Genomic DNA, 13,980 nt, shown 5'->3' on the forward strand with positions numbered 1-13,980 from the left:
AACAATCAATGAAAAAGACAGTCTCAAAACATCTCTTGTCTTTGCTATGCTTTTGGTTATTTGCACAAGTCACCAATAGTCAATCGTCACAACATACAAAAAGCAGCCGAAATGCAAAGCTGTTCAGAAATGCTATGTCCATCGCAAATCAAGAAAACTATAAAGAGGCCATCGAAATATTTAAAGTAATTATTAAAGATGATCCCACAGATCTAGATGCCTTATATAACCTGGGTCTTTCTTACCTAAACACATCCAACGGCGCTGACACCGCCATTGTTTGCTTCAGCAAAGGACTAGATATGCTCAACGATGAAGAAAAAGAGGGGTATCTGGGAACCGAAATTGGCCTTTCAATGGGAAAAGCCTACCAGGTATTACTGCAACCGATGAAGGCCATCACCATTTACGAAGGACTCCTTGCGAATTCCAACCCCAAGAACACCTCCTTAATAAAGGAAATTGAGAGAGAGATTCAAATCTGCCACCATGCACAGTTCTTGATAAAGAATCCCATCAACCTAACTATCACAAACATGGGCAGCAAGATTAATTCAAGATACGACGACCATAGTCCGCTCGTTGCTGTCAATGAAAACCAAATATTTTTCACCTCCCGAAGAAACTGGCTTAGACTAAATCTCCTTAGGGATGGACAATATGCCGAAAAGATATATACTGCCCCCTTGGGCAGTGATAACTACGAGTCAGCGCGTATGCTTAAAGTCTTTTTTGAACAAAACGAGCACGAAGCAGCATCTTCCATATCTCCGGATGGAAATCAGCTGATCCTTTTTAGAAATGACCAACAAGGTACTAGTCTGTACCTCAGCAATTACAATGGGGAATCATGGTCTACACCCGAGAGACTTCCATATCCGATCAACAGTAATTCGGAAGAAACACACGGATGTATTTCGGCCGATAGAAGCACATTATTTTTCACCAGCGACAGAAAAGGCGGCTATGGAGGTCTGGACATATATATGATCAAGAAGCTGCCCAACGGTACTTGGGGTACACCTCGAAATTTAGGACCCGATATCAATACCGAATTTGACGAAGTTACACCCATGATTCACTACGACGGAAAAACCTTATATTTTTCTTCAGAAGGCCACAATACCATGGGACGATTAGATGTATTTTACAGTCAGATGGCAACCGATTCCACATGGTCAATTCCCGTGAATATGGGCTATCCCATCAACACTCCGGACGATGATTTTTTCTTTGTTCCCACCATCAGTAAAAGTCATGCTTATTACGCCTCCTCTAAGTTCACAGATAATTACGGTGGATCTGATATTTATCACGTAGAAATCAAGTCCGATACCAATACTGAACTAGCAGTCATTGAAGGAGAAGTAGATAATGCCATGGGCAATGACTACACTAAGATACGTATATTGGTAACCCGAACAACAGACAATCACTTAGTAGGGGATTACAGACCAGAGCCTAGCACAGGAAAATATTTAATGTTTCTTGAAAACGGTCATGAATATCTGGTAAAACAAACAAATACAGCCAAAGCAGAAAAAATATCCTACATCAACGTAACCGACAACATGCGTTATGTAAATTCCAAACGTGCTGTTAAATTCACCGATGTAGCAATGGATGCTCCATTGGTTAAAACCATTGAAACAGTCATAGACAAGGTACGTAACTCCATTGAAAAGGAACTGGAAAAAAAGAAAGAGCAAAACACAACACCCGAAAACACAAATAAAGATTCCAGTTTAAACCAGAATAAAAAAACACCCAATAAAAAGCGCCTTGTCAGTTCTACATTAAAAACAAATAACAAAACAGAACCTACAAGTGTTCGTATTGAAGAAACAAGACAGTACAACAAAGAAGAAAAAAATAACACACTTAGTCATATATCCCCCATTGCCCCAACACAAATCAAAGGCTACACACTTCAGCTTATGGCTCTTAAAGAAGGACCACTACCAGACCTAAGTTATTTCGAAACCCGGCATATAATAGACATAAATGTATATTATTGTAAAGACAAATACACCCGGTACACCTCCGGCAATTTTATTAGCTACCAAGCCTGTCTGGCAATGAAAAAAGAGATATTAAAAAACAATGATATCCATGACGTATGGATACGTCCCTCACAAGACTTTGAAAAATTGGCAAAAAAATAGCCTTCTCTTAAAAAGAGAAGGCCCTATATTACACTTATAAGGTAAAAGATTATTTGTTCATCCTAATACCCACAGGATTTAATCATCCTCACCTTGCATTTTTACTTCCTTTGATTTTCCTGGCAATATTAGGTTAAGCAATACACCAACAACCGAAGCCAGGCCAATACCTGCCAGCGAAAATCCTCCAAAATCAATGGATGCGCCCCCAATACCAACGGTCAATATCACGGAAACAATCACCATATTTCGTGTCTTATGAAAATCAGCCTTCGATTCTATTAAGGTCTTAACACCTACACTGGCAATCATTCCAAACAACAACAACATAATACCACCCAGCACTTCAGAAGGGATAGATTTTAAGAAACCACTTACCTTACCAACCAACGAAAATACAATGGCCGTTATGGCAGATATTCTCAAAACCCGTGGATTAGTCACTTTGGTTAGCTCTATGGCTCCTGTCACTTCCGAATAGGTAGTATTCGGTACACTACCCATCAATCCGGCGAAACCAGTAGCAACACCGTCGCCCAGCATAGTCTTATTCAATCCCGGATCACTCATAAAATCTTTTTCGGCAACAGCCCCAACAGCATAAATATCGCCCACATGCTCAATTAAAGGAGCAATAGCCACAGGAATCATATACAAAACAGCCTCCCAACTAAACGTGGGCAGCGTAAATTCCGGTAACGAAAACCAGGCAGCCTCCTGTATGGGTGCAAAATCAACCCTTCCCATGGACAAAGACAACAGATACCCAACCACGATACCAATAAAGACCGGAATAAGCTTAATGATACCTTTAAAATACACCACAGCAATGATGGCCGACAACAAAGATGCCCCTGCAATCACCCAATTTCCCTTTGACATGTCAACACCAACCGAAGCCAAGGACAAGCCAATAACCATAATAACGGGACCTACAACGACAGAAGGAAAAATACGTTTAATAAACCCAACACCCTTCATTTTCACCAGCACAGACACCAACGAATAAATAACCCCCACCGCAACAATACCCGACAGGGTACCTGACCAGCCGAACTTTTCAGTGGCAGCCGTAATGGGCGCTATAAAAGCAAAACTACTACCTAGAAAAACAGGCACTTTACCCTTGGTTATTAAATGAAAAATTAAGGTACCCACGCCCGCAGAGAAAAGAGCTATAGATGGATTAATACCTACTAGTAACGGAACCAACACAGTAGCGCCAAAGGCAACAAAAAGAAATTGCACCCCTAACAAGATCTGTTTTGGCTGCGATAATTGATTTTGTGAATTCATAAATTACAATTTGGAATTTTGTGCGAAAGTAAAAAAATAAATAAGAGTCCACAACTCAGGAAAGTTAATATATTAATTTTCACGCCATTAAAAAAGCCGGAAAGACACCCCTGACTTTCCGGCTTCCTCAAAGATTTCTGTGTAATCCAAACCTATTTAGAGTGCCACTAAGATAATAATTTAAAAGCTCACTCTCAATTTTTTAGATTGAAAAAACCATGATTTTTAACCATGATTTCAGACATCAACACTGAACATAAGATCAAACACAAAGCACACAAAACAGCCCCCAATACAATCCATACACAATATTATAAATAAATTAGAATAAAGGTGGGGTAATATATTTTTTCCTATTTTTGAAAATATCAAACAAAACACATATGCAAAAGACTTTGACAAACCCCAACGCATCCTTTGGATCAATGCCTGTTTTTATGACAGCCATTTCAACTATACTTGGGGCAATCCTCTTTTTACGTTTTGGTTGGGCTGTTGGCAACGTTGGATTTTTAGGTGTAATCACAATTGTTATAGTAGGTCATTTAGTGACCATACCCACAGCCTTAGCCGTCGCTGAAATTGCCACTAATCAGAAGGTACAAGGAGGCGGCGCATATTTTATAATATCCCGATCATTCGGACTCAACATAGGGGGTTCCATAGGGATTGCACTGTATTTGTCACAGGCCATCAGTGTAGCATTTTACATCATTGCTTTTGGAGAGGCTTTTGATGCCATAACACCATATATACAACTCCCCATTGCACCAGCACTATTCAAAAAAATCATTACACTTATCATGATGGGCTTATTGAGTGCGGTAGTTTTGATTAGAGGGGCTAACATAGGAATGAAAGCCCTCTATGTAGTGGTAGGTATGTTATTTCTGTCCATCATCTTCTTTTTCATGGGCTCCCCCACCCACGAAGACCACACCTTTCTCATTAATACAACCACATCCCACCCCAAACCCTTCTTTTATGTTTTTACAATTATTTTTCCTGCATTTACAGGTATTGCAGCGGGTCTAGGTTTATCAGGCGATCTTAAAGATCCCAAAAGTGCCATCCCTAAAGGCACTTTATGGGCCACACTAATAGGCATGATAATATATGTGGCCATTGCATACAAACTAACCATTTCGGCTTCACCCGATGAGCTGGCTGCGGACCAGCTCATCATGCAGCGCATTGCATTTTGGGGACCTATTATACCCATTGGCCTAGCGGCAGCAACCTTATCCTCTGCCATAGGCTCCATACTGGTAGCACCCCGCACATTGCAGGCCATCGGATTCGACAATATCCTTCCCTATCCGAACCTGAACAAGTGGCTAGCCAAAGGAAAAGAAAAAGACAATGATCCTGTCAACGGAACAATTGTCACCATCGTAATCGCCTTCTTCTTCGTTGGCATTGGTGACGTTAACTTTGTTGCGCAGATCATCTCCATGTTTTTTATGGTGACCTATGGTGTAATCTGCCTCATCAGCTTCCTTGAACATTTTGCTGCAGACCCCTCATACCGCCCTACCTTTAAACACAACAGATGGTACTACTCGCTAGCCGGAACCATATTTTCATTTTGGCTGATGTTTCAGATGAACTTAACATACGCCCTTCTATCACTGAGCATCATGGGCATCATCTACCTAATCATCAGCAAGTACAGACCCGAACGCCGGGGGTTGGAAAAACTATTTAAAGGAGTAGCCTTTCAGTTAAGCCGACAAATTCAAATCTTTGTTCAACGCGCCAACAAAGAAGAACAGCAATACAACTGGAGACCTTTTGCCGTATGTGTCAGTGCCGATACTTTTGAACGACAATCTGCCTTTGATCTCTTGGGCTGGATCTCGCACAAATATGGCTTTGGAACATACATTCATTACATCCAAGGACTCCTCAACTATCAAACTAACCTAGAGTCAAAGAAGACACTGGAACGACTGATATCCAGAGCCAAAGGTCGAAAAACCAGGGTTTACATAGACACTATCATCAGCCCTTCCTACACCAGTGCTATAGCACAGGTGATACAGCTTTCTGGTATTTCAGGCAAGGGCAGCAACCTGATTCTATTTGAGTTCCCCAGTGACAACCCCGCATCGTTAAAAAATGCCTTAGACAACTATGCATTATTCAACTCCTGCAATTTAGATGTCTGCTTCCTAAACACCTCGTTAAAAGGATTCGGCTATAAAAAAGAAATTCATGTTTGGATAGGAAGGCACGACTTTTACAATGCCAACCTAATGATACTGTTGGCCTATATTATTTTAGGCCACCCAGAATGGAATAAAGGTTTTATTAAAATATATTCGCTGGCTCCATCCAAAGACATAGATGGAGAAAAGAAGAAATGGCTCGACCTCATCAAATCAGGTAGGTTACCCATAGCTCCGGGCAATGTAAGAATGGTCCCATTTAACGAAGGCGCCAACAAAGAGAATATAGTACGCAAACAAAGTCATGATGCAGATCTTACTATCATCGGATTTTCATCAGAAGATATTAAAAATGGAACAGAAAGATTTACACAATACGATGGCATGGGCAATATTTTGTTTGTAAATGCGTATCGTAAAAAAGAACTAGAATAATCTATATAGACAGACTATATCAATGCACAACAACTTAGACACCAACTTACTTAAAATAGAAAATTGGTTAAAAAATAAATCCAATTATATATTTTACATCTTATTGTTTTTTTACATGCTGTTCAGTTTATTATATTTCAATATTAAACCCAGCATTGCAGGTGATGATTCATCCTATATCATACGAGCCATCCATTTTTTAGAATCCGATAAATTCCCAACCTACCAAGGCCCGCTTTATCCACTTTTTTTATCCCTGATAATATGGATTACCGGCATGAACCTAGTGATACTAAAACTGACATCAACCGTCTTTATGATTGGTTTTATTATCCTCTTTTACAAGAATTTTAAAAACAAGATATCATATATCTCCTTATTCTATACAATTGGCATCTTAAGTACCAGCAACTATTTCTTGTATTTCTCAAGTCAAACCTATTCCGAAGCATTTTTTATTTTTCTGCAGAGCATCTTTTTTTACCTTGTTTTCAAAGGGATAACACACAAAAGCAGTTCTTGGAAACCAAACACAAAGGAGGTCTGTCTGATAGTCCTTACCGCCTTGCTCTGTGTAGTTCTATTCCTGACCAGAACAGTTGGCTTTGGCGCGATCTTAGCCATCACTGTTTTTTATATACTACAAAAACAATATGCCAGAACCTTTTATATTACAGTTGTATTTACAGCTATGCTCGTTTCCTTCTTCACTATCAGAGCCTCTGCTTGGGATATTCCGGCTAGATCAGGAGAACAATCATTACAATTACTCCAGAAAGATCCATATAACAAATCAAAAGGCAAAGAGGATCTCAAAGGGTTTCTAATACGCTTCAAGGACAATTCGAACCTTTATCTTTCGAAACATTTAATGCACATTACAGGCCTAACATCAAGCTCAGATAGAAAGACGCGTCCTGTCCTCACCCTTATTTTATATATTATTTTTGCACTTGGTATTGTTGTTTTTGCACGAAAAAGCAAGCCACTATTCTTCACTGCCATTTATCTGGCCATCATGCTAGGCATTACTTTTTTTTCTTTACAAAAAAAATGGGATCAATACCGACTAATCATCCCTTTTGTTCCCATGGCATTACTTATGCTTAGCGAGAGTTTGATTTTACCTAAAAAAGGGAGAAAGTGGCAATTTGTTAATAACCTATTTATCACAGTACTCGTCATTTCCTTGGCCTTATCCACGAATCATAGTTTTAAAACCGTAGATACTACTACATTACAAAAAAATTTAAAGGGCGACAAGCTGTACGGATATACCCCTGATTGGATCAATTACTTAAAAATGGCCGAATACTGCCATAATGAGTTAGACCCCCAAAGTTTTGTTGCATGCAGAAAGCCCAATATGGCCTGTATATATGGCAAGGGGAAAAAGTTCCACGGTATTTATCGCATACCGTCAAAAGAAGCAGACGAGTTAGTTCAATACCTAAAAAAACGAAATATTAGCCACGTGATGATGGCAAGCCTAAGAAAAAATCCTAAAATGTACACCGGACAATCTATCAATACTATACAACGCTTTCTAAGTGTCATCTTAAAGAAATATCCAAACTCAATAAAGGTGGTTAAAAGATTTGGAACACAGGAACCTACCTACTTATTTAAAATAAACTACGCAGCAATGCAAGCTGAAAACAATACAACAAACAATGAGCATATACAGTAGTCGTGAAATAAAAAATTATTGGGATGACTTTTCGGAAAAATGGATTAAATACCGAAAAAAGAGGTCATACTATTGGAACTCTATTTCCAAATACTGCAATTATTTCATTCATCCCGACTGTTCTATATTAGAGGTAGGGTGCGGACAAGGCGACCTCCTGGACTCCATCAATGGAAAAGACAAAACAGGCATTGATTTTTCACCTAAGATGATAGAGATAGGGAGAAACAGGTACCCACACATACAGTTCCATGAAATGGCAGCTGAAAACATCACCTTGGACAAAAAATACGATGTCATTATCCTATCCAACATCATAGGGGTGCTACCTGATGTAGAATCTGTATTTTTACAACTGGCACATGTCGCCCACGAAAAAACACGCATCATAGTAACCTATTACAACCGTATGTGGGAACCCTTTATCCGCTTCGCTGAAATCATCGGAGTCAAAAGACGCTCTCCACGACAGAATTGGCTATCGTCCAACGACATACAAAACCTACTCTACCTTTCTGGTTTTGAATCCTACAAGGAAAACAGAAGTATGTTACTCCCCTATTACATACCACTGATATCGCCCTTTATGAATCGTTTTTTGAGCCGCTTGCCATTATTTAATAAGATGGGACTGAACCAATTTGTTTTTGCCCGTCCTATTCCCCAAACGATCTCCTCCAAAAAACTGGATCAAAAATACACCACAACAGTAGTTATTCCGGCCAGAAACGAGACCAAGAATATTGAACACGCCATAGCCCGGATGCCTCAGTTTGGCAAATCCATTGAAATCATATTTGTAGAAGGCAACTCAACCGACGACACGTGGGAAGCAATTAAAAGCGTTCAGGAGAAATACAAGTCATCGCATAATATCAGAATCATGCAGCAAGACGGCAAAGGTAAGGGCGATGCTGTAAGAAAAGGATTTGAGCACGCCACCGGAGATATCCTGATGATACTCGATGCCGACCTAACCGTACCACCCGAAGACCTACCTAAGTTTTATAATGCAATCAGTGCGGGCAAAGGAGAATTCATCAATGGGGTTAGATTGGTATACCCCATGGAGAAACACGCCATGCGCCCCTTAAATACCATTGGCAATCATTTCTTCAGCAAGTTCTTCACCTATATATTGGAACGTCCCATCAAAGATACCTTATGCGGAACAAAGGTGATGTTCAGATCCGACTATCAAAAACTAGCTGCCAATAGAAAGTTCTTTGGTGAATTTGACCCCTTTGGTGATTTTGACCTATTATTTGGAGCCTATAAATTAAACCTAAAGATCATTGACCTTCCCATTCGATACCGCGAAAGAAAATATGGAGATACGAACATAAGTCGCTTTAAACATGGCATCATTCTACTCCGCATGGTGACCTTTGCCACATTTAAAATTAAGTTTTGGTAATTGTGCTTTGTGAAATAAAGGTAATTTCACAACTTTACGCCCGCTATAAAGAGGCATACTTATTGTATACCCTAGGGCATAATTATATGCAACAAACCATTCAGAAGCCATTCTCACAGAAGAAAATGACTTTTAAGGAAGGTATTTCGATGACGTTTAAAATAAATTAATTCAAATAAAACGAACCTCTTAAATGCAAGTATCAACAAAATCGTTGTTTCTTTGCCTTAAATAGGTAAGTTAACCCGAATGTTATTCCGTTTAAAAATAGAAAACTATATTTACAGCCATGAAACGTATAGCAATTTTTCCAGGTTCGTTTGATCCTTTCACCATTGGTCACGAAAATATTGTACAAAGAGCAGTTGACCTATTTGATGAAATAATTATTGGCATCGGATATAACTCATCCAAAAGTGACTTTTTTCCCGTGGATACACGTATCGAGTGGGTTGATTATTTATTCAACGACCAACCCAATGTCAAAGTATCCAAATACCAAGGGTTAACCGTTGACTTTGCCAAAAGCGTCAATGCTGGCTACATACTCAGAGGGATACGTACCGCTGCTGATTTTGAATATGAAAGAGCCATTGCTCAAGTAAACAAGACAATGACAGGAATCGAATCTGTATTTCTATTGACAACACCCGAACACACTCCTGTTAATTCATCCATTGTTAGAGATATTATCCGTCATGATGGAGACGCCAGCCAGTTTATTCCGCAAAAAATTAGACTTAAAGTGGCTCAATACAACCGATAAGCAATGAGAGGAATTTGGATAGTCATATTATTGATAAACTGGGGTTTTACCTATGCCCAAAATAACACGGTAACCCTATGGGGCAATGCACCTGGCTATTCTAACATGCATTTGACCATTGAACGTGAAAGCAATTATATCACACGAAGCTTTCAGGATCTGGCAACTTTCACCGTCGATCCCAAAGGTAACTTTAGTGCTTCCTTTGCGGTTGAAGAAATCACTAAGATATATATTAGCCTGGGTGAATTAAGAGGCCATCTTTATGTAGAACCCGGCAAAACATATCTGGTTACCTTGCCCTTATACCGACCATTAAAACCGGAGGATAAGCTTAACCCATTCTTCACACCCGGGTCTGTGGTGCTAGGTGTACAAAACTCTTCGCCACAGGAAATCAACCGTAAGACAACAGCATTTGAAGAGAAATACAATTATCTCTTTAATAAAAACATTAAACGAATCATTTTAACCGGTAACAAAAAGGATCTGTTTAAAATTATAGACGAAATAGATGTGGAATTTCCTGCAGAAAACGGGAGTTGGTTCTATTACTACAAACATTTCAAATACCAGAACCTATACGAATACGCTTATTCTAGCAAACCAAGACGCGCTATACACAATGGTTTTTCCACCATTCCTGTCCTGTATAACCTTGATACTTACTGGGCCTCATTCAACCGTCAGTTTAATCATTTTTTTCACTATTACTTATCTTCTAAAGAAGGTCAAAGCTTTAAAAACACGTGGAATAAATCAGAATCCTTTAAACTGATAACACGCTCACTATCTCAAGATACCCTCTTCAAAAACAGAGAATTGGCAGAGCTCATCATACTCAAAAATCTATATACTGGCTATTTCTCTAACAAGTATTCCAAACTAAAAATCACTAACATCGTTAAAAGTGCAAAAGACAGTTGTGTCAATGATGAAAACAACAGAATTGCATCTGAAATATTAGACAAAATAACCAAACTAAATATTGGAGAGGCACCTCCTGCCTTTGAACTTGAAAATCTATCCGGATCCAAAACAATCGTACTCCAAGATTACAAAGGAAAATTTGTTTATCTGAATTTTGCCAACACAAAAAATTACGCTTGCAAAAAAGACTTTCAGGTACTGGAACAAATGGCTCAAACCTACAAGAAAGACATGGAAATTGTGACCATTTTAACCGATGAAGACCCGGATGAAGCGATGGAATATGTTAAAAACAATAAGTTCAGCTGGCATTTTCTTCATTTTGGACAAAATGCAAAAATACTTTTAGATTATAATATCAAAGCATTACCAACCTATTACTTAATAAATCCCGAAGGAAATATGGTTTTGTCCCCTGCCCCTTCTCCTGAAGAAAATTTTGCCGAAGTATTTGCAGAGATATATAATAACTTCCGCAGGAAACAACTTAGAAAAAACAAACCTAAAAATAGAACGATCTACGACTTGTAGACCACATGCCTAATATGGGAGTGAAGTCAAAGCCCCAATAGTCGCTTATTTGACAAATGGACTTAATCCATAGACAAATAAACTTAATCCAAGATCATACATCGCTTTTTCCACAAGAAAAATAGCTATTTTTGTACTATTTGATAACATCCGTCATTTACTCACTCACTATATTTTTGCATTTTCTTTTTTCATAGAAAAAAAAGAAAATAAAATGACAATAGTAGAACCATTTCACTAAAACATTAGTATATAATGGTATGAATTAAAATCAGACAAATGACCATAGTATCTAATATTAAACCAATGAAACCTTTTCTATTTATACTTATATTCATATGTACTCTACTCTCTAACAGCGCTTTTGCTGAAGACCCCCCAAAACCAACAGCAACCATTACCAGTGAAGATTTATATTTTTGCGAATCGGCAGAGATCATTCTTAAAGTAAAGTTTACAGGAGCCCCTCCTTTTTCTTTTCAGTACAAAGTAGGCCCTGCAACGAGTACATCTGCTTCTACAAGTGAATATGAATTTAACTTTCCTTTCTCCAACATTACAGAAAACACCACATTTGAGCTATTAAAAGTATATGATAAGAATTACCCTACTTCTGGCGAGGGTTCAACGGAGGTGTCCGGCACCCTTAACATCTTTATTGATCAAAAACCAACCATTGAAGCCGGCGGTGACATTGTTCTCTGCGGATATGAATACACAATGGACGCAAAGGTAACAGGCACTACCACCAAAGTATGGTGGAGCGATCCGGTTTCGGGAGCTGTTTTTGGAGATAATACTTCACCCACTTCGTCATTTAAGGCCACTACTCCCGGCACTTATACCCTCCGGTTAAATGCAGAAAACCGCGCATGTAATGATGCATTATACGATGAGGTACAAGTAACATTGAACGGGCGCCCCAAAGGAACCATTGGTGACATCAGCGATTGGACCTTTTGCTCAAACGATGGAGCCACACACTCCATTCCTCTGAACTTAAAATTTGAAGGTAATGGTGATTTTAACTACACCCTTAAAAATGATGCAGGCACCACCAAAGGAACTTTTATAACAAGCGAATCAGAAAGCAATATCACGCTGCCTGTATCTGAATCTGAAACCATACTATTCCAATCCATCGAAGATAGCAATGGCTGCAAGGCCGATGATACAGATATGATAGGACAACGAAAAGCTATTGATATTAAACCAGACACAAAAGCCGGACCAGATCACATTACTCCACCCAACTGTGGCAGCACCATCACACTGGAAGCTGAACCCAGTGTGGGAGCAACCGGACAATGGCAAGCGTTGGCTTCAGATGTTGACTTTGCCGACAATACACAAGCCAACACAGTAGCTACAATCAGCTTTGAAGAAGGAGAAATAGAAAAAACGGCATCCCTACAGTGGACAGAAACAGTAACAACAACCGAAGGTTTTGAGTGTTCCGATTCTGACGAGGTGCAAATCAAATTTATAAAAAAACCCACTCTTGCCATCAACTCCACTATGAACCAAGAGATATGCGAAGATAAAACCACCACCATTGATCTTACTTTAAAAGGCCATAGCCCTTTCAACCTAACATATGAAATAGATGGAAACAAAAAAACAATTCCTTTAACCTCCACTGGTACAAACTTAACGTTCCAACGCCCCGAATTATCCCTTGAAAACAACACCATAAATTTCAGTGAAATAGAAGACAACTATGGCTGCATCACCAATATTGATCTATCACAGGACGTATGGGTCTATGAAATGCCTACAGCCAATGCCGGACCCGACATAGACACATGTGGTTTAAGCGTAGACCTACTCGCTGTGCAACAATACGAAGACAGCAAATGGTTATACAGTCAAGGAACTTTTGATGATATACGAAACCCACACGCTCAATTTACGGCTAACAATACCGGAACCTTAGATTTAATATGGAAAGAAACCAACGGAAGCTGTACAGACACCGACACTGTTAAGGTAAGCTTTTTTGGCACCCCCTATCCGGTCAAGGAAGTGACGGACACTGTTATTTACGCTTCAAAATACATCATTCTGCCAGCCGATAGTCTACAAGTTGGAACAGGGCAGTGGAGCATTATTGAGCCTGCTGTTAGCGGAGCTATTTTTGAAGACGCCAGTTTATACCGATCAAAATTTTACAATTTCAACACAGGTGAGTATTATCACCTTCAGTGGAAGGCAACTCTAGCCTCAGCACCAGAAGCATGCCGGGAGAAAACACACAATGTTTATATAAAAACAAATTCACTTTTGGCACCCACAGGCATATCTCCCAACGATGACGGAGCCAATGATGTATTAAAAATTATGGGAGCCGAAAATATCCCTAACAATAAACTATCCATATTCGACAAAAACGGCAAACAAGTAATTTCCATCACCAACTACGGAGCATGGGATCAAAGCAAAGGAGAATTCAAACGATGGCCCGACAAGAAGTTTGGGTATGAAATTCCAAAGCCGGGAATATATCTTTATGTATTTGAAGGAGATGGCATCTCCACAGTCAAAAACTATATCACAGTCAAATACTAGATTTACACAAG

8 protein-coding genes are annotated in these 13,980 nt (G+C 39.2%); 7 read left to right on the forward strand and 1 reads right to left on the reverse strand.

Annotated features, from left to right (window positions below; genetic code table 11):
• Nucleotides 1–8: 8 nt before the first annotated feature.
• Nucleotides 9–2,165 (forward strand): PD40 domain-containing protein, encoded by a 2,157-nt coding sequence (locus CYTFE_RS0116250; RefSeq protein ID WP_027472659.1) that lies wholly within the window; start codon nt 9–11, stop codon nt 2,163–2,165.
• 78 nt (nt 2,166–2,243) lie between these two features.
• Here CYTFE_RS0116250 and CYTFE_RS0116255 read toward each other — a convergent pair whose 3' ends face one another.
• Nucleotides 2,244–3,461, reverse strand: coding sequence for a uracil-xanthine permease family protein (locus CYTFE_RS0116255; RefSeq protein ID WP_027472660.1), 1,218 nt, complete (start codon nt 3,459–3,461; stop codon nt 2,244–2,246).
• Nucleotides 3,462–3,844: 383 nt separating this feature from the next.
• Here CYTFE_RS0116255 and CYTFE_RS0116260 point away from each other — a divergent pair, with 383 nt between their 5' ends.
• From CYTFE_RS0116260 to CYTFE_RS0116285, 6 genes are all read left to right on the forward strand, one after another.
• Nucleotides 3,845–6,067 (forward strand): amino acid permease, encoded by a 2,223-nt coding sequence (locus CYTFE_RS0116260; RefSeq protein ID WP_027472661.1) that lies wholly within the window; start codon nt 3,845–3,847, stop codon nt 6,065–6,067.
• Nucleotides 6,068–6,182: 115 nt separating this feature from the next.
• Nucleotides 6,183–7,757: a hypothetical protein gene (locus CYTFE_RS26870; protein ID WP_154665686.1), complete on the forward strand. Its 1,575-nt coding sequence runs from the start codon at nt 6,183–6,185 to the stop codon at nt 7,755–7,757.
• Complete coding sequence (locus CYTFE_RS0116270; protein WP_044211920.1) at nt 7,741–9,174, forward strand: glycosyltransferase; 1,434 nt, start codon at nt 7,741–7,743, stop codon at nt 9,172–9,174. Before CYTFE_RS26870 ends, CYTFE_RS0116270 begins: the two co-directional genes overlap by 17 nt.
• Before the next feature lie 289 nt (nt 9,175–9,463).
• Nucleotides 9,464–9,940: a pantetheine-phosphate adenylyltransferase gene (gene coaD, locus CYTFE_RS0116275; RefSeq protein ID WP_027472663.1), complete on the forward strand. Its 477-nt coding sequence runs from the start codon at nt 9,464–9,466 to the stop codon at nt 9,938–9,940.
• Between the two features lie 3 nt (nt 9,941–9,943).
• Nucleotides 9,944–11,401, forward strand: coding sequence for a TlpA family protein disulfide reductase (locus tag CYTFE_RS0116280; RefSeq protein ID WP_027472664.1), 1,458 nt, complete (start codon nt 9,944–9,946; stop codon nt 11,399–11,401).
• Between the two features lie 279 nt (nt 11,402–11,680).
• A complete protein-coding gene (locus tag CYTFE_RS0116285) occupies nt 11,681–13,969 on the forward strand; it encodes a T9SS type B sorting domain-containing protein (protein ID WP_044262855.1) in 2,289 nt (762 codons plus the stop codon).
• Nucleotides 13,970–13,980 lie beyond the last annotated feature (11 nt).

The organism is Saccharicrinis fermentans DSM 9555 = JCM 21142 (assembly GCF_000517085.1).
Taxonomy (GTDB): domain Bacteria; phylum Bacteroidota; class Bacteroidia; order Bacteroidales; family Marinilabiliaceae; genus Saccharicrinis; species Saccharicrinis fermentans.